We start from the raw sequence: 15,542 nt of genomic DNA on the forward strand, positions 1-15,542 counted from the left end.
CATGCGCCGTACGACACTCGTCGCAGCCGCCTCCGTGCTGGTGCTCGCCACCGGGTGCGGTGCCGCCGACATGACCAGGCAGGCCTCGCCGTTCGCCGACGCGCGGGGGGCGAAGACCGTCACCCTGTCCGTGCAGTCCTGGGTCGGCGCGCAGTCCAACGTCGCCGTCGCCCAGTACCTCCTCGAGCACAAGCTCGGCTATCGCGTCGACACCGTGCAGGTCGACGAGGTGCCGGCCTGGGACGCGCTCAGCCAGGGCCGTGTGGACGCGATCCTGGAGGACTGGGGGCACCCGGACCAGGAGAAGCGGTACGTCCAGGACAAGAAGACCATCAGCCGGGGCGGGGAACTCGGGGTCACCGGGCACATCGGGTGGTTCGTGCCGACCTATCTCGTCAGGCAGCACCCGGACATCACGAACTGGAGGAACCTGAACAAGTACGCCTCGCTCTTCCGCACCGCCGAGAGCGGCGGCAAGGGGCAACTCCTCGACGGCTCACCGTCGTATGTCACCAACGACAAGGCGCTGGTGGGCAACCTGAAGCTGGACTACCAGGTCGTCTTCGCCGGTTCGGAAGCCGCCCAGATCACCCAGATCAAGCAGTTCGCCAAGGAGAAGAAGCCCTTCCTCACCTACTGGTACGCACCGCAGTGGCTGTTCAAGAAGGTGCCCATGACCGAGGTGAAGCTGCCCGCGTACAAGGAAGGGTGTGACGCCGACGCGGCCAAGGTCGCCTGCGCCTATCCGCACACCCCGCTGCAGAAGTACCTCAACACCGACTTCGCGCACGGCGGCGGCAGGGCGGCGGCCTTCCTCAAGAAGTTCAGGTGGACGACCGAGGACCAGGACCAGGTCTCCCTGCTGATCGCCGACCGGAAGCTGAGCCCCGAGGAGGCCGCGAAGAAGTGGGTGGACGGCCACCCCGAGGTGTGGGAGCGGTGGCTGTCCTGAGCCGCCCGCCGGGCCCGGTGCCCCGTCACCGGTCCGGCCGTAGGGCGGTGACCCGACGGTAGGTCCGGCGGTTACCCCTCCGGCCGATGCCCGAGGGAGGCGCACGTGGTCTACATCCGGAAGAACGTCGACAAGCTGACCGGAACCGAGCGGCGCCGGTTGGTGGACGCCCTGCTGGAGGTCAAACGCCGCGGTGAGTACGACGAGTTCGTACGGATCCACATCGCGCACAACTCCGCCGACCGGGAACACCGGTTGCGCACCGCCCACATGGCGCCCTCCTTCCTGCCCTGGCACCGCAGGCTGCTGCTCGAACTGGAGCGGGCGCTGCGCCGGGTGGACGCGTCGGTGACGGTCCCGTACTGGGACTGGACCCGTGACCGCACGGCCGACGCGCTGCCGTGGACCGATGATCTGCTCGGCGGCAACGGACGGAGCTCGGACCGGCAGGTGATGACGGGCCCGTTCGCGTACCAGGCCGGCCACTGGAAGATCACCGAGAACGTGACCGACGTGCCCTACCTCACCCGCGACCTCGGCCATGCCCGCGCCCCGATCCAGCTGCCCACCGGGCGCGACGTCGAGTACGCGCTGGCCGACCCGGTCTACGACAGCTGGCCCTGGAACTCGGCCGTCACCCGCGGCTACCGCAACAAGCTGGAGGGCTGGGGGAGCGGCCGGGGCAGCGTCTCCTGGCAGAACCACAACCGGGTCCACCACTGGGTCGGCGGGGTGATGGTCAGCGCCGCGTCCGTCAACGACCCGGTCTTCTGGCTGCATCACTCCTTCGTCGACCTGCTGTGGACCCGCTGGCAGCAACGGCACCCCGGCCACACGTACCTGCCCGCCGAGCCCCTCGGCGCGGGCGACCCGCAGCGCGGCCGGGTCGTGGCCCGCCACGAGCGGCTGCCGCCGTGGGACGTCACGCCGGCCGAACTGGAGGACGTGAGTGGGATCTACAGCTACGAATGACGCGGTGCGCTTGTCCGTTCGAGATGTCACACATCCCGCTGAAATCGCGGCGACACAGCGATCATCGCGCGCGTACGGCTTGCCGTTGGTGACGAAGCTGGTGTCTTCTGCGAAGGAGAGCCACCGTGCGAATTTCTGACATCCAGCGCTGTGAGATCCGGCCCGGACGGCTCGTCGAGTGGAGGTTCAGCCCGGTGACGATCGCGGCGGCGGCGGCGCTGCCGCCGGATCCGCGGCCACCGGCGTACATCCAGGAGTCGCACATCAGGACGGCCCGGTCGGTGCGGGAGGACGGGCTGTTCGTACCGACCTGGCTCGGCGCGGCCTTCGACCTGCCGGGCGAGGTCGATCTCGACGCGCTGGAAGGGGCGTTGCGCGGCTGGACCCTGCGTCACGAGACGCTGCGCAGCGGATTCCGGTGGGCCGGCGAGGACATGCAGCGGTTCACACTCGCCGAGAAGGACGTGTCACTGCACCGCGAGGAGGTCGGCGAGTTCACCGACGCGGCGGCGCTGACCCGGTACCTGCAGGATCGGTTCGACGCCGCGGCGGACGCGCTCGGCTGGCCGAACCTCATCTACACGGCCGTCGTACGCGAGGACTCCACCAGCGTGTACATGGCTTTTGACCACACCAACGTCGACGCCTACTCGATCCACCGGCTCCCGGAGGAGATCAACGGACTGTACGCGGCGGCCGTCGCGGGCACCTCCGTCCCCGGTCCGTCCGTGGGGAGTTACGTCGACTTCTGCGAGCAGGAGCGGGCCAACGCGGACGGCATCGACGACACCCACGCGATCGTCGCCCGCTGGCGGGAGTTCATCGCCCGGTGCGGTGGCCGGCTCCCGGAGTTCCCCGTCGACCTCGGTCTCGAGCCCGGCGGCGCGCTGCCGACCCAGAAGCTGGTGTGCGAGCCGCTCGTCGACGCGGAGGCCGCCGCCGCGTTCGAGGCATACTGCCGTCCCTACGGCGGCAGTCTGGTGGGCATCCTCGCCGCGACCAGCCTGATCGTGCACGAGCTCGGCGGGCAGCCGGTCTACCGCACCGTCGTGCCGTTCCACACCCGGCTGAAGTCCGCGTGGTCGGACTCGGTGGGCTGGTACGTCGGCGGCGCCCCCATCGAGGTGCCCGCGGCGCGCGACCTGGAGGGCGCGCTGGAAACGGTCCGTGCCGAGCTGCGGGCCAACAGGTCGCTGGCGCGCATCCCGCTGGCCCGCGTACTGCGGCTGCTCGGCACGGACTTCCGCCCGACCTCGCCCGACATGTACTCGATCATCTCGTACGTGGACGCCCGCCTCATCCCGGGTGCGGCGGACTGGGCGGACCAGAAGGCGTACGGGCTGCTCCGGGTGTCGTACGGCGACCAGGTGTGCGCCTGGGTCAACCGGCTGCACGAAGGGCTCTGGTTCGCCTGCCGCTACCCGGACACCGACATCGCCTACAAGAACGTGCGGCGCTACGTCGAGAGGCTGCGGGACCTGATCCTCTCCGTCCCCGCGCCCGATCGCGGACGGCCCGCGGAGCTGGCGCTCTCCTGACCCAACTCCCCCTGCTCATAAGGTGATTATGTGTTGCTATGTCACCCTCGGGTTGGATGTCCGTTGTGGAACGCCTTATCCCGCTACTGCTAGTGTTCACGCAATCACGCTAGGCAATCAATTCGCTGTATGAGCAAAGGACCGAGGGTTCCATGCGCAAGCTTCAGCAGGTCGTGATCGCAGCAGTGGCGGCCGCCGGCGGTCTGTCCGCCGTCGGTGCCACCCCCGCCGTGGCCGACGCCTACGACAGTGGGCCGCAGGTGTCCAACCACTACCGCCCCTACCAGGAGTGCAGCCCGCAGACGGTGTCCGAGAACGACGTCCCGATCGGCGTGCTCGGCCTCGCCGACACCCTCGACACCAACTGCGGCCAGTACAACCAGGCTTTCGGCGGCTGAGTCGGCGGGTGTCCTCTCGACAGGAAGCACATCACATGTTCAGCGGGAAGATCAGCAGGAAGATCAGCGGGAAGAAGATCGCGGCCGTCTCCGGGCTCGTCGGCGGTCTCGCCATGGCCTGCGCCGGCCTCACGACGGCGTACGCCGCGGCGGGTCCGGGGAAGTGCACCGACGATCTCATGGGCAACCTCAGCTGCAGCCAGCGGATCAAGGGCGAGGTTCCCGAGGGTGGGACCATCCCGCACCAGGAGACCTGCAAGCCGGTGCGGCCCGTGCAGTTGCCCGCCGTCCTCGGTCAGGGGACGGAGCGGCTCGGGCCCGAGGTGACGTGTTCCCCCGGAACCGTCGGGGTGGCGCCCGTGGAGAAGGGCGACGAGTCGGAGACGCCCGGCGACGCCTTCGGTGTCATGAGCCGGATCCTTCCGGTCGGCGGTCGGTAGCGCCAATACGACAGACGGGGCTGATGCGCAACATGGCGGGCGTAGATCCCCGGTTGACTACGGAGTGTGTGTATATGCTCACATTAAGTAGTCGAGCCGGGCGCTACAGCCTGGACCAGAAAGGGTCAATCATGCGTAAGTTTCAGCGCGTCGCACTCGTAGCGGCGACGGTTGCGGGGCTCTCCTTCCTCGGTGCCGGGGTCAGCTCCGCCGCCGGTGGCGAGGACGCGCCTCCGCAGATCACCGCCGTGGCGAACTCGTCGGCCAACGCCCTGGCCGTCGGCGGGGGTTACTACACCACTCCGGAGACTGCCCAGTCCGAGGCCCAGCCCCAGGCCCAGCCCCAGGCCCAGCCCCAGGCCCAGCCCGAGGCGCAGCCGCAGGCCCAGCCCGAGGTGCAGCCCCAGGCGCAGCCGCAGGCGAACTCCGCCCCCGAGCAGGGTGGTTCCGACCAGAACCAGGGTGGCGAGTAAAAACGCACCCCGTACGAACTCGGTACCCCGCACCGGCACCGCTTCGGTCCGCTCGCCGGTGTGCTGAGTGACAACCATGGCGAAGGCAGCCCGGACGCACCCCGACTCCGTCGAGGTATGCGTCCGGGCTGCTTTGCTTCGCCCTACGCAGAGGAAGACAACTCATGTTCACTGCACGGAAGATCGCCACCGTCTCGGGGCTCGTCGGTAGCCTCGCCGCGCTCTGTGTCGGCGCGGGGCATGCGTACGCGGACCCGTCCCCGGGTGACTGCAGGACCACCGCCCAGGGCGGCACCGTCTGCGTCCACAAGAGCGAGTCGCGTATCGACAAGAACGGTACGCATGTCCTCAGGCAGGCGCAGGACTGCTCGACCTCCGACCGTCCGCGCGTGCTGTTCCCGGACGACGAGGCGGCGGGTGAGGGATCCACCACCAGGGCCGGAGAGGTCGTGGACTGCTCCAACAAGGCAGAGCTGCCCAAGGGGTTCAAGAGGCCGCACATCGAGTTCTGAGGGCCGCGGAAACGAAAGTCCCCGGTTTCCCGGCCAACGGCCGGGAAACCGGGGACTTTCGTGATGTCCTACTTGCCGAACGCGCTGTTGCTGCAGCCCATCGAGGACCCCAGGGACGACTGCTGGGCACCCGAGTTGCCCTCACCGTTCAGCAGGTTGCCGCCCAGGCCGTTGAGGATGCCGACCTCGCCGAGGATGTCGAGGTTCAGGTCGTGCGACTTGCAGCTGCTGCTCTGCTGGATGTTGAATTCGTCGCCCTTCTTGCCCCAGCCCTGGTCGGCATGGGCGGCGCCGGCGCCGAGGAGGCCGAAGCTTCCGAATGCGGTGACGAGAACGGCGGCGGTGCGGAGCTTGTGCATGTCATCTCCGATGAACGAGGTGGATGCGATCTGCGGGAAATCGCGATCTGTGTCATAAAGGCTGATACGAAATACCCGAGATATCCGTGCGACGCGCCGAATACCTTTGTATTTGGGTGCCTTGGAGACCCCCGACACACACGAATGGTCCCGGCGCCCGGCGCCGGGACCATTCACTGTCCGGCGCCGCGGCGTCGGACGGGGCCTCGGAAGGCTGCTGTTACCGGCCTCAGAAGGCGCTGTTGTTGCAGCCCATCGTCGAACCGAGGTTGGTGGCCTGGGCGCCCGGGTTGCCCTCGCCGTTCAGGGCGCTGCCCAGCAGGCCGTTGAGCAGGCCGACCTCGCCGAGGACGTCGAGGTTCAGGTCGTGCGACTTGCAGTGCGAGCTCTGGGTGATGTTGAACTTGTCGCCGCCGTGCCCGTGGCCTTCGCCGCCGGCGTAGGCCGTGCCGCTGACGAGGCCGATGCTGCTGAGAGCGGCGACCAGGACGGCAACGTTGCGAACCTTGCGCATGTCATCTCCGTGGAGTGGGGGGTTGCGATCTGTGGAAGATCGACTTTTTACAGTTACGGGAGATTAGTACGTAATTCGCCAAATTTGGTAGCGACGCGCTGTTCTCTCCGATGTGCTGAAGAAACACCCGAAAAGTCGTATGCCCGGGGCCGGACCTGCCGGCCGTGGCTCGCGAAAGGCCGGTGCCGGGCTGCGACTTCCGGCTGTCAGCCCTGGCGCTGCGCGCTGGCGAGGGCGTTCGACTGGCTGTTGGCCTGGGTGCAGTCGATGCCCCGGGTCTGCGAGGCCGCGAGCAGGGAGACCGGGATGTTCGCGTCGAGCAGGGACTGCGGGCTGCACTCCTGGTACGGACGGAACAGGTTGTTCTGCTCCACCGGTCCGCCCTGCGCCTGTTGCGGAGCGGCCTGCGGCGAGATCTGGGGGCTGATCTGCGGATTCAGCTGGGGGTTGAGCTGCGGGGCGACCTCGGTGCCGCGCTGCGGGGCCTGTTGCGGCGCAGGCGCGCCGTACGTCTGCGCGGTCGCCTGGGCGGAGGTGGCCGCGGCGGCCTGGGCGTCCGGCTGGGACACGGGGGTCGGTCCGGTCCCGTAGGAGACGGGGGCGGCGGAGCTGGGGCCGGCACCGACAGCGGTCAGACCGCCGGCTGCTGCGACGATGAGCGCGACTTGCCGAAACTTGCGCATGGAATCCTCGGCTCTTCATTTGATCTGTGCACGGAACCTGATGAAATGACTGATGCGGCAGCGCGGTTATCGCTTTGTCGCCGCCCCGGGCGCCTGGGATGCCCCTTCGCCCTCACCCCGTGGGGAACGAGAGCCGTGCGGACCCGGATACGGGCGCGGTCCCGTGTCACCCGTTTGCCGAAAGGCATATGAGCGGCAACGCCCGTATCGGTGACGGCAATTGGGTGACGCGACTGTGAATTGCCGTGACCATCGCCGGACATTCCTCGTTCCGGTGGGGAGAGGGCGGCGGCCGAGGACCTGAGGAGACGAGGCGAATCGCTGCCGGCTCCGATGCGAAGTTCGCGTGCTGCTCAGGAGTACCGCTGCTGAAAGTGCAGTGTCATTGCCGCACCGTCTGCACGCGCGACCGCACTGAACGCAATGGACTTTCTCATCTCCAGGTATCGAAGGGCCGAGGGTTTCATGCGCAAGCTTCACAAGGCCGCGCTCGTTCTGGCGGCGGCCGGCGGTCTGTCCGCCATCGGCGCCGGCGTCAGCTATGCCGACGCTCCCGTCGGATACGGCGGTCCCGCTCCGGCGCCGGCTCCGGACCAGCCGTATCCCCAGGCCCCGCCCCCGGCGTCCGCTCCGCCGCAGGCCCCCTATGCCGCAGGCCAGACCCAGGGCTCGGCCCAGGCCACCGTGCCCGCCTACCCGCAGCAGCAGGCCGCCCCGCCGCCGCAGTACCAGCAGCAGGCCCCGCCGCCCCCGCAGTACCAGCAGGCGCCGCCGCAGCAGTACCCCCAGCAGACCGGTTACGCCGCCGCCTCGGCCTCGGCGCAGGGTTCGGCGCAGGCCACCGCGGCTCCCGCGTACCCGCAACAGGCCGCGCCGCAGCCGCAGTACCAGCAGGCGCCGCCGCCCCAGCAGTACGCCCAGCCGCAGCCCGCGCCCGTGTACCAGCAGCCGCAGCCGCAGTACGGCCCGCAGCCGCAGTACGCCCCGCAGCCGCAGTACGCCCAGCCCCAGCCGCAGCCCGCGCCGCCGCAGGTCGTCCCGCAGGTCATGCCCCAGGTCATGCCGCAGGTCGCCCCGCAGCTGGCCGTTCCGCAGGGCTACGCCCCGGAAGGCCCGACGCGCGTCACCCCGCAGGTGAACCCCCAGGTGAACCCGCAGGTGAACCCGCTCATCAACCCCGTCCTCGGGGCGCCGGGCGTGCCCGGCCTCGCGCCGGTCGGCCTCGGCCAGGTCGCGGCGCCTCCCGTCGGCCAGCTGGGCCTTCCCCGCCTCGGCTGACGCCCTCCCGGCACCGTCCGCACCGTCCCATCGATCCGCAGCGGATCACCGTCCGCTCGACCAACGGAGAATCCATGCGCAAGTTCCACAAGGCGGTCCTCGTGGGCGCCGCCGTGCTCGGCAGCGTCGGCTCGTTCGGCGGCGGCACCGCCTTCGCACACGGTGAGCCGGGCCACGACATCGACGTCACCCAGGGCACCGAGTGCCGCTCGCACGACATGAACATCGAAGTGCTCGGCAACGTCAGCGCCCTCACCGGCCTGGCGGGCAACCTGCTGAACGGCGAGGGGAACCCGGGTGCGCAGCAGAGCCACCTCGGCTCGGACATGGGCTGCAACAACCAGGCGCTCTGACCTGACAGGCCGCCCCGCTTCTCTTCTGTCCTCTTCGGTTCTCTTCTTTCTCTCTCCTGACCCCATCTCCCCAACGTTTCACCGAGTCCGGGTGACTGCCCGCGACGCGTCTGGAAGGGCAGGTATCCCATGAAAAGGGTTACCCGGAACAGTGTGATCGCCATGGCCGTCGCCTCTGGCGCGATGGCAGTCGCGGGGACGGCCCACGCCGACTCCGCAGCGGAGGGCACCGCGAGCGGCTCACCCGGACTGGCGTCCGGCAACACCATCCAGTTGCCGGTGGACATCCCGGTGAACATCTGCGGGAACACCGTGGACGTGGTCGGGCTGCTGAACCCCGCGATGGGCAACAAGTGTTCCAACGAGGGGCACAAGGCGCCGGGGAAGGCGGGCTCCACGACGTCGGGCCGGGCCACGGCCGAGGGAACCGCCCACGACTCGCCGGGAGTTCTCTCCGGCGACCTCGTCCAGATCCCGGTCCACGTGCCCGTGAACCTCAGCGGCAACAGCGTGAACCTGGTGGGCGCCCTCAACCCGGTCTTCGGCAACGAGTCGACCAACGGCTCGGACGACCAGCCCGACGCGCCCGCGCCGTCCACGCCGCGGGTGCACCACGAGCCCCAGCACCCGGCCCCGTCGCACCCGCGGACCACCGTCGTGCGGCAGCGGACGAACGAGACGCTCGCCCAGACCGGAGCGGCCAGCCCCTGGGCACCGGCCGCCGTGAGCCTGGCCTCGCTGGCGGCCGGCGCGGTGCTGTACCGGCGCTTCCGTCCCGGGACGGGCAGCGCGTCGTACGTCTAGTGCGCGAGCGCGTCCGATGACCGCGGGGCCCGCCGCAGCGGGCCCGGTCCGAACGTGACGCGAGTGGCCCCGAGTCCGCCGAGTCCGGCGGGCGAGGGGCCTTCGCCGTCTCACCCGTGCTGTCCCGGCGTGTAGTGCCCGGGGACCATGCGGGTCGTCACGGCGAACCGGTTCCAGGAGTTGATCACGATGATCGAGGCGATCAGCTGCGTCAGCTGCACCTCGTCGAAGTGCTTCGCGGCCCGCTCGTAGACCTCGTCCGGCACGAAGCCGTCGGTCAGCACGGTGACAGCCTCGGTCAGCTCGATCGCGGCGAGCTCCTGCTCGGTGTAGAAGTGCTTCGACTCCTCCCACGCGCTGAGCTGGACGATCCGCGCGATGCTCTCGCCCGCCGCCAGCGCGTCCCTGGTGTGCATGTCGAGGCAGTACGCGCAGTGGTTGAGCTGCGAGGCACGGATCTTCACCAGCTCGAACAGCTTGGCGTCCAGGCCCTTACGGGCGGCTCCGTCCAGACGGACCATCGCCTTGTAGACCTCGGGCGCGTGCTGGGCCCAGGAGAGGCGGGGGGTGTGCTCGGGGACGTACTGAGGCGTTTCTTCCGTGGTCATGACGCCAGCCTAGGGACCAGGCAGCCCAGAGGTATGGTCCATTTCCATGGAGAAGATGTGGGCCACTCTCGGTATCGACCTCCACCTGGAACCGGCGGCCGGTCCGGGCCTGCGCCGGGGCCTGACCGACGCGCTGCGCGAGGCCGTGCGCAGCGGCCGGCTGGTCCCCGGCACCCGGCTGCCCTCCTCCCGCTCCCTCGCCGCCGACCTGGCCATCGCCCGCAACACCGTCGCCGACGCCTACGCCGACCTGGTCGCCGAGGGCTGGCTCACCGCCCGGCAGGGCTCCGGCACCCGGGTCGCGACGGGCGTGACCCCGGAGCGGCACGCGGCGGCCCCCGTGGACCCGGCCGCCCACCGGCCCGCCTACGACCTGCGCGCCGGCTTCCCCGACGTCTCCGCCTTCCCGCGCGCCGAGTGGCTGAAGGCCGCCCGCCGCGCCCTCACCGCCGCCCCCAACGAGGCCTTCGGCTACGGCGATCCGCGCGGCCGCCCCGAACTGCGCACCGCGCTCGCCGCCTACCTCGCCCGGGCCAGGGGCGTGCGCGCCGACCCGGAACGGATCGTGGTCTGCGCCGGGTTCTCGCACGGCCTGAGCCTGCTCGGCCGGGTGCTGCGGGCCCGCGGGGCGGACACCGTCGCCGTGGAGTCGTACGGCCTCGACGAGCACTGGCAGCTGCTCACGGCGGCCGGGCTCCGCCAGGTCGCGCTGCCGTTCGACGGACTCGGCACGGACACCACGGAGCTGGCCCGGGGGCCGGCCGCCGTACTGCTGACCCCCTCCCACCAGTTCCCGATGGGCGTGGCGCTGCACCACGACCGGCGGGCGGCCGTCGTGGACTGGGCCCGGCGCACCGGCGGCCTGGTCCTGGAGGACGACTACGACGGCGAGTTCCGCTACGACCGCCGGCCCGTCGGCGCCCTCCAGGGTCTCGCCCCCGACGAGGTGGTCTACCTGGGCACCGCCAGCAAGTCCCTGGCGCCCGGGCTGCGGCTGGCCTGGATGGTGCTGCCGCCGGCCATGGCCCGGGAGGTGACGGCGCTCAAGGGCGGTGTGGACACCTGCGGGGCGCCGGACCAGCTGACGCTGGCCGAGTTCATCACCTCCGGCGCCTACGACCGCCACGTCCGGGCGGCCCGCTCCCGCTACCGGCGGCGCCGGGACGACCTGGTCAGGGCCCTCGCCGAGCGTGCCCCCGCGATCCTGGTCACCGGTATCGCGGCGGGCCTGCACGTCGTGCTGCGGCTGCCGCCCGGCACCCGGCGCCGGGTGGTCCGGGCCGCCGCCGAACGCGGCCTCGCCGTCGAGGGACTCGTCCCGCGCCACCGCCACCCCGGGGCCGCCGTCGAGGCCCCGGACGCCCTCGTCCTCGGCTACGGCACCCCGCCCGACCACGCCTGGTCGGGCGCGCTGGAGATCCTGTGCACGGTGCTGTCCGACCCGGCTGTGACCGGCGTCGCCTGAATTCCCGGACAACGGCCCCCTTAATTGAATTGCGGGGGCTAGAGTCTGCCTCATGAGCAATGGTGAACAGATTTCCCGCGTGGCCCTCAAGAAAATCACCCCTGACGTCTCCTCGGCGATGGGTTCCCTGCATGCGGCGGCCGTCACCGCGGCCCAGGAGGCCAAGGTCGAACCGGAAATCCTCGAACTGGTCAGAATCCGCGCCTCCCAGCTGAACGGCTGCGCGTTCTGCCTCGACATGCACACGAAGGACGCTCGCGCGCAGGGCGAGACGGAGCAGCGGATCTATGCGCTGGACGCGTGGCGGGAGACGCCGTTCTACAGTGAACGGGAGCGGGCCGCACTGGCGTTGACCGAGGCCGTGACGTTCGTCGCGGACGGCCACGTGCCGGACGCGGTGTACGCCGAGGCCGCCGGGGTCTTCGACGAGGCGCAGGTCGCGGCGCTCATCTGGGTGGCCGTCGTCATCAACGCCTACAACCGGACTGCCATCGCCACGCGCATGGTGCCGGGGGCTTATCAGCCGAAGCGAGCCTAATAAAAAGCAGCTTAATATCCGGTCCGGTGGATTATCGCCGGACCGGTTTTTTTGTGTGTTTCGGCTGCGGGTGCGTGGGGGCTGGTCGCGCAGTTCCCCGCGCCCCTAAAGGGGCGCCAATGGCGTCGGTGCTTCTTCGTCGAGCCATTTCTGCCACCCGGGTGCCCGTGCTGCCGTACCGGCCTCGATCGGGCCGCCCACCCACCTCGTCACCGGTCTGATTCCGTGCAGGGCGTTCACCAGCCACACCTCGCGGTCTGTCAGCTCGGCCAGGGTCCGTTCGCGGTGGGCGATGCGGATGCCGGTGTGCCCGGCGTGCTCCTGGATCAGGGCGAGGGTCACGCCGGGGAGCAGCGGGAGGCGGGGCGGTGGCAGGCACAGGGTGTCGTCCTCCCACCACAGGACGCTGGTGGTGGCCGCCTCCAGGACCACCCCGGACGGGGTCACCAGCACCGCCTCCTGGGCGCCCGCGTCGGCCGCCCGGGCGCGGAGGCGGGCCAGGGTGCCGAGGTCGGGGCCCTTGCGGCGGGGCGCGGTGCGCGGGTCCGGCTGGCCGGCCGCCCAGACCTCGACCGTGGTGCCGAGCGGAGGGGCGGGCCGCAACCGCAGCCGTACGTGGTGGGGCGTGAGTTCGACGCGGGGGAACCAGGCGCCGGTGCGGGGCAGCGCGGCCGTCATGGCCCGCCAGAACTCCAGCAGCCGGTACTCCGGCGGCCCGTCGCACTCGGCGCAGGACCGTACGAAGCGGTCCCGGTGCCGGTCGAGGGCGCGCACCCTGCCGTCCCGTACCAGCCAGGAGTCCGCGACCAGCAGCGGTTCGTCCGCGTCCGCGACCGGCCGCAGGCCGGCGACCGGTGACCACGCGAACACGCCTTCCGTCACCGCCGGTTGTGCCATGGCTCCTCCTTCGCCGCGCTCAGTACCGGCGGCCCGACAGCGCCGCCGCCCCGCCCCGCGGGCCGTACGGGGCGTGCTCCAGCCAGGATCCGCAGGACGGCACGACCGGCGCCAGTACCGCCGCCGCGCGCTGCCGCAGCCGGACCATCCGGCGCCGGGGCCGCAACTGGTCCAGGGCGGCCCCGGCCGCCTCGCTGTTGAAGATCGCGGCGGCCCGCCGCACCGCCGCGAAGTCCGCCACCGTGTCGTTCGTGATCGCTTCCGCCGCGGCTGCCGCGTCGGCGATCCCGCTGTTCATGCCCCGGGCCCCGAACGGCGGGAAGAGGTGGGCGGCCTCCCCGGCGAGCAGCACCCGCCGGTGCGGGTCGGTGAAGGAGGCCGCGACCTTGCGCAGGAAGCGGTACGTCGACACCCACAGGATCCGGTCCGCGTAGCCGTCGCCGACCACCCCGGGCAGCCAGCGGCGGACGGCCTCCTCGGTGCCGTACTCCTCCGCACGGTCGTGGGCGTGGCACTGGAGGTCGACCTGGAAGCCCCCGGTGAACGGCACCCGCATCACGCTGCGGCCCCCGACGCCGGGGTGTTCGTAGTGGAAGACGCGTTCCAGGGGCAGTTCGGCGTCCGGCCGGTCCGCGACGTCGACGACCACGTGGAAGCCCTCGCCGTGCGTGCCCTCCATGGGGATGCCGAGCCCGGCCCGGACGGCGGAGCGCGCGCCGTCCGCCGCGATCACGTACCCGCAGGTCAGCTCCCGGCCGTCCGCGCAGCTCAGCGCGGCGCCCGAGGCGGTGGTACGGGCGCCGATCACCCGGGCGTTCCACACGAACTCCACGCCCGCCGCCGCGCACGCCTCGCGCAGGAACCGTTCGGTGTCCACCTGACGCAGGCTGGTGAAGGGCGGCCGGCCGGACGGGGGCGGGAAGGTGCGGGAGTACACCTCGCGCCCCCGGTACAGGGTCCGTCTGGTGTGCCAGGTCCGGCCGTACGAGGTGATCTCCTCGGCCAGTCCCGGGCGCATCCCGTCGAGCAGCGCGAGGGTCTCGCGATGCACGAACAGGGCCCGGCTGCCCGGCCGTTCGCGGTCCTCGGGGTCCGCCTCCAGGAGCATGGCAGGCAGCCCGTGCGCGCGGAGCGCGAGCGCCGCCGACAGGCCCACCGGGCCGGCGCCGACCACGACCACGGGGGTCACGCGCGGACACCCGCCGCCAGCATCCGGGTGATCTCCACCCGCTTCACCTTCCAGGTCGCCGTCATCGGCAGCTCCTCGAACCGCCACTGCCGCGGCTCCGCCATCGCCGGCAGGTCGGCGGTCGCCGCCCGCCAGCGCTCCGGGTCCAGCGGCCGTTCCCCGCGCACGCACACCACCGGCACCGGCTCCCGGTCCGCGCCCGGCACGATGACCACCTCACGCAGCTCGTCGAGGCGGTCCATGAGGGTGTCCTCGACCTCCAGGTTGCTGTGCACGGAGTCGATCCGGTCGATCTCCCGGTCGATCAGGTACAGCGCGCCCAGCCGGTTCCGGTAGCCCATGTCGCCCATCTGCCACCACTCGCCGTCCAGTTGGCGCTCGTACTGCTCGCGGGCGCCGAGGTAGGTGAGGATGCGGCCCCGGGTGCGGGCCTCGATCCGGCCGGGAGTGCCGGGCGCGGCGGGCTGTCCGTCGGGGCCGGTGACGCGGACGCTGGTGAAGCCGGGGATCCCGATCCCGACCCGCCGCCCGTCGGCGCGGGCCACGCTCCGGCGCGTGAACCACTGGAAGGCGACCGGCCCGGTCTCGCTCTGCCCGTACAGCTGGAGCAGCCACGGGCTGCGCCGCTTCGAGGCGTCGAGCAGCCGTCGTACCGTGCGCGGGTGGATGGCGTCGAACGTCGAGCCGTACGACTTCACGCGCGACAGCGGGGCGCCGGGCGCGTCGGCCAACTCCTCCCACAGGACGAAGGTGTTGGGGTGGGTCTCGACGATGCCGGGGCGGTGCCGGGCGAGCATCGGGCCGACCTTCGCCGGGTCCGGGTCGGTGATCAGCAGCAGCGGGCTGCCGTAGTGCAGCAGGACGCCGAGCAGGTGGTAGAAGCGGGAGTGCACGAACGACATGTGCAGGGCCGCGACCTCGCCGCGGGTGGGCCAGCCCATCGCCTGCTGCGGGACCAGGCGGTTCCACATGGTCTGCGGGCAGTGCACGGCGAGTTTGGGGAGGCCGGTGGTGCCGGAGCTGTGGGTGATCAGGGCGGGCTCGCGCGGGTGCAGCCGGACCGCGGGCGGCACCTCGGCGCCGGTGTGCTCCGCCAGGGACACCACACCGGGCACGCTGTCGACGGTGAGCGTCTGCCGGACCAGGCCCTTGACCTCCAGACCGGCCAGCTTCGCCGCGTCGGTGACCAGCCACGGCTGCTGGAGCCGGGCGAGCAGCTTGCCGACCGTCTCGCCGGCCAGCGCGGGGGAGAGCAGCACGGGCACCGCGCCGATCCGGGAGGCGGCACAGGTCAGCAGCACGATGTCGACGTTGTCGGACTTGTGCACGACGACCTGCTCGGCGGGCCGTACCCCGGCCGCCCACAGCCGCGCCGACAACTCATCGACGGCGTCCGCCAGTTCCGGGTAGCTCAGGCGGACGCCGAGGTCCGGATGGGTGTCCAGGGGCCGGTCCAGGGTGACGAACACCCCGCCGTGCCGGTCGGCGGCCCGCCGGAAGAGCGGGCCGAGGTAGAAGCCGCGGTCGCCGATCAGGGACTCCTGCATGGAGACGGTCCTTTCAGTCATG

General features: G+C 71.1%; 19 protein-coding genes and 1 pseudogene. 12 read left to right on the top strand and 8 right to left on the bottom strand.

All coding sequences use genetic code 11. From position 1 onward, the window contains the following. Position 1 precedes the first annotated feature (1 nt). The 7 genes from ACGF5O_RS43465 (at position 2) to ACGF5O_RS43495 (ending at position 5,285) form a co-directional block, all read left to right on the top strand. Positions 2-952 carry an ABC transporter substrate-binding protein gene (locus tag ACGF5O_RS43465; RefSeq protein ID WP_393815470.1) on the top strand — a complete coding sequence of 317 codons (951 nt, stop codon included), beginning with the start codon at positions 2-4 and terminating at the stop codon, positions 950-952. A 105-nt stretch (positions 953-1,057) separates the two neighbouring features. Continuing rightward, on the top strand, positions 1,058-1,924 hold the full coding sequence (locus tag ACGF5O_RS43470; RefSeq protein WP_393815471.1) for a tyrosinase family protein: 867 nt from the start codon (positions 1,058-1,060) through the stop codon (positions 1,922-1,924). Positions 1,925-2,049: 125 nt separating this feature from the next. Further along, the gene (locus ACGF5O_RS43475) at positions 2,050-3,462 is read left to right on the top strand and encodes a condensation domain-containing protein (protein WP_393815472.1); all 1,413 of its coding nucleotides are present in this window, start codon (positions 2,050-2,052) and stop codon (positions 3,460-3,462) included. Between the two features lie 152 nt (positions 3,463-3,614). Further along, a complete protein-coding gene (locus tag ACGF5O_RS43480; protein ID WP_362592110.1) occupies positions 3,615-3,860 on the top strand; it encodes a hypothetical protein in 246 nt (81 codons plus the stop codon). A gap of 35 nt (positions 3,861-3,895) precedes the next feature. Continuing rightward, the gene (locus ACGF5O_RS43485) at positions 3,896-4,300 is read left to right on the top strand and encodes a hypothetical protein (RefSeq protein WP_393815473.1); all 405 of its coding nucleotides are present in this window, start codon (positions 3,896-3,898) and stop codon (positions 4,298-4,300) included. A 131-nt stretch (positions 4,301-4,431) separates the two neighbouring features. Then, positions 4,432-4,773 (top strand): hypothetical protein, encoded by a 342-nt coding sequence (locus ACGF5O_RS43490; protein WP_393815474.1) that lies wholly within the window; start codon positions 4,432-4,434, stop codon positions 4,771-4,773. A gap of 164 nt (positions 4,774-4,937) precedes the next feature. Further along, positions 4,938-5,285 (top strand): hypothetical protein, encoded by a 348-nt coding sequence (locus tag ACGF5O_RS43495; protein ID WP_393815475.1) that lies wholly within the window; start codon positions 4,938-4,940, stop codon positions 5,283-5,285. 68 nt (positions 5,286-5,353) lie between these two features. Here the strand turns inward: ACGF5O_RS43495 and ACGF5O_RS43500 are convergent, their stop codons facing one another. From ACGF5O_RS43500 to ACGF5O_RS43510, 3 genes are all read right to left on the bottom strand, one after another. After that, positions 5,354-5,644 (bottom strand): hypothetical protein, encoded by a 291-nt coding sequence (locus ACGF5O_RS43500; RefSeq protein WP_093499533.1) that lies wholly within the window; start codon positions 5,642-5,644, stop codon positions 5,354-5,356. A gap of 229 nt (positions 5,645-5,873) precedes the next feature. Next, positions 5,874-6,158: a hypothetical protein gene (locus ACGF5O_RS43505; RefSeq protein ID WP_362592125.1), complete on the bottom strand. Its 285-nt coding sequence runs from the start codon at positions 6,156-6,158 to the stop codon at positions 5,874-5,876. A 206-nt stretch (positions 6,159-6,364) separates the two neighbouring features. Continuing rightward, positions 6,365-6,841 carry a hypothetical protein gene (locus ACGF5O_RS43510; protein ID WP_393815476.1) on the bottom strand — a complete coding sequence of 159 codons (477 nt, stop codon included), beginning with the start codon at positions 6,839-6,841 and terminating at the stop codon, positions 6,365-6,367. 465 nt (positions 6,842-7,306) lie between these two features. Between ACGF5O_RS43510 and ACGF5O_RS43515 the strand changes: the two genes are divergently transcribed. The 3 genes from ACGF5O_RS43515 (at position 7,307) to ACGF5O_RS43525 (ending at position 9,276) form a co-directional block, all read left to right on the top strand. Beyond that, positions 7,307-8,119 (top strand): hypothetical protein, encoded by an 813-nt coding sequence (locus ACGF5O_RS43515; RefSeq protein ID WP_393815477.1) that lies wholly within the window; start codon positions 7,307-7,309, stop codon positions 8,117-8,119. A 74-nt stretch (positions 8,120-8,193) separates the two neighbouring features. Then, positions 8,194-8,472, top strand: coding sequence for a hypothetical protein (locus ACGF5O_RS43520; protein WP_393815478.1), 279 nt, complete (start codon positions 8,194-8,196; stop codon positions 8,470-8,472). Positions 8,473-8,634: 162 nt separating this feature from the next. Next, positions 8,635-9,276 (top strand): chaplin, encoded by a 642-nt coding sequence (locus ACGF5O_RS43525; RefSeq protein WP_393815479.1) that lies wholly within the window; start codon positions 8,635-8,637, stop codon positions 9,274-9,276. Here ACGF5O_RS43525 and ACGF5O_RS43530 read toward each other — a convergent pair. Together ACGF5O_RS43530 and ACGF5O_RS43535 are read right to left on the bottom strand one after the other, a co-directional pair. Further along, a pseudogene (locus ACGF5O_RS43530) lies at positions 9,273-9,386 on the bottom strand (isocitrate lyase/phosphoenolpyruvate mutase family protein); the annotation flags it as partial. The gene ACGF5O_RS43525 and the pseudogene ACGF5O_RS43530 overlap by 4 nt on opposite strands. Then, complete coding sequence (locus ACGF5O_RS43535; protein WP_393815480.1) at positions 9,387-9,884, bottom strand: carboxymuconolactone decarboxylase family protein; 498 nt, start codon at positions 9,882-9,884, stop codon at positions 9,387-9,389. 46 nt (positions 9,885-9,930) lie between these two features. Here ACGF5O_RS43535 and ACGF5O_RS43540 point away from each other — a divergent pair, with 46 nt between their 5' ends. Both ACGF5O_RS43540 and ACGF5O_RS43545 read left to right on the top strand, forming a co-directional pair. Further along, complete coding sequence (locus ACGF5O_RS43540; RefSeq protein ID WP_393815481.1) at positions 9,931-11,349, top strand: PLP-dependent aminotransferase family protein; 1,419 nt, start codon at positions 9,931-9,933, stop codon at positions 11,347-11,349. A gap of 52 nt (positions 11,350-11,401) precedes the next feature. Beyond that, positions 11,402-11,887 (top strand): carboxymuconolactone decarboxylase family protein, encoded by a 486-nt coding sequence (locus ACGF5O_RS43545; protein ID WP_393815482.1) that lies wholly within the window; start codon positions 11,402-11,404, stop codon positions 11,885-11,887. Between the two features lie 105 nt (positions 11,888-11,992). On the opposite strand, the gene ACGF5O_RS43550 is transcribed toward ACGF5O_RS43545, so the two are convergent. The 3 genes from ACGF5O_RS43550 to ACGF5O_RS43560 are packed head-to-tail and all read right to left on the bottom strand — an operon-like array spanning position 11,993 to position 15,541. Next, a complete protein-coding gene (locus ACGF5O_RS43550; protein WP_393815483.1) occupies positions 11,993-12,784 on the bottom strand; it encodes an aminotransferase class IV in 792 nt (263 codons plus the stop codon). 19 nt (positions 12,785-12,803) lie between these two features. Then, on the bottom strand, positions 12,804-13,973 hold the full coding sequence (locus ACGF5O_RS43555) for an FAD-dependent monooxygenase (RefSeq protein WP_393815484.1): 1,170 nt from the start codon (positions 13,971-13,973) through the stop codon (positions 12,804-12,806). Beyond that, positions 13,970-15,541, bottom strand: coding sequence for a class I adenylate-forming enzyme family protein (locus ACGF5O_RS43560; RefSeq protein ID WP_393815485.1), 1,572 nt, complete (start codon positions 15,539-15,541; stop codon positions 13,970-13,972). The genes ACGF5O_RS43555 and ACGF5O_RS43560 overlap by 4 nt, the downstream gene beginning before the upstream one ends. Position 15,542: the final 1 nt, after the last annotated feature.

The organism is Streptomyces sp. NPDC048291 (assembly GCF_043201715.1).
Lineage (GTDB): Bacteria > Actinomycetota > Actinomycetes > Streptomycetales > Streptomycetaceae > Streptomyces.

Bases quoted from the DNA above. Each gene is read 5' to 3' on its own strand.
- ACGF5O_RS43515 (WP_393815477.1), top strand. From the start codon at position 7,307: ATGCGCAAGCTTCACAAGGCCGCGCTCGTTCTGGCGGCGGCCGGCGGT.
- ACGF5O_RS43495 (WP_393815475.1), top strand. From the start codon at position 4,938: ATGTTCACTGCACGGAAGATCGCCACCGTCTCGGGGCTCGTCGGTAGC.
- ACGF5O_RS43480 (WP_362592110.1), top strand. From the start codon at position 3,615: ATGCGCAAGCTTCAGCAGGTCGTGATCGCAGCAGTGGCGGCCGCCGGC.
- ACGF5O_RS43535 (WP_393815480.1), bottom strand. From the start codon at position 9,884: ATGACCACGGAAGAAACGCCTCAGTACGTCCCCGAGCACACCCCCCGC.
- ACGF5O_RS43465 (WP_393815470.1), top strand. From the start codon at position 2: ATGCGCCGTACGACACTCGTCGCAGCCGCCTCCGTGCTGGTGCTCGCC.
- ACGF5O_RS43540 (WP_393815481.1), top strand. From the start codon at position 9,931: ATGGAGAAGATGTGGGCCACTCTCGGTATCGACCTCCACCTGGAACCG.
- ACGF5O_RS43510 (WP_393815476.1), bottom strand. From the start codon at position 6,841: ATGCGCAAGTTTCGGCAAGTCGCGCTCATCGTCGCAGCAGCCGGCGGT.
- ACGF5O_RS43490 (WP_393815474.1), top strand. From the start codon at position 4,432: ATGCGTAAGTTTCAGCGCGTCGCACTCGTAGCGGCGACGGTTGCGGGG.
- ACGF5O_RS43525 (WP_393815479.1), top strand. From the start codon at position 8,635: ATGGCCGTCGCCTCTGGCGCGATGGCAGTCGCGGGGACGGCCCACGCC.
- ACGF5O_RS43485 (WP_393815473.1), top strand. From the start codon at position 3,896: ATGTTCAGCGGGAAGATCAGCAGGAAGATCAGCGGGAAGAAGATCGCG.
- ACGF5O_RS43550 (WP_393815483.1), bottom strand. From the start codon at position 12,784: ATGGCACAACCGGCGGTGACGGAAGGCGTGTTCGCGTGGTCACCGGTC.
- ACGF5O_RS43545 (WP_393815482.1), top strand. From the start codon at position 11,402: ATGAGCAATGGTGAACAGATTTCCCGCGTGGCCCTCAAGAAAATCACC.
- ACGF5O_RS43505 (WP_362592125.1), bottom strand. From the start codon at position 6,158: ATGCGCAAGGTTCGCAACGTTGCCGTCCTGGTCGCCGCTCTCAGCAGC.
- ACGF5O_RS43520 (WP_393815478.1), top strand. From the start codon at position 8,194: ATGCGCAAGTTCCACAAGGCGGTCCTCGTGGGCGCCGCCGTGCTCGGC.
- ACGF5O_RS43500 (WP_093499533.1), bottom strand. From the start codon at position 5,644: ATGCACAAGCTCCGCACCGCCGCCGTTCTCGTCACCGCATTCGGAAGC.
- ACGF5O_RS43560 (WP_393815485.1), bottom strand. From the start codon at position 15,541: ATGACTGAAAGGACCGTCTCCATGCAGGAGTCCCTGATCGGCGACCGC.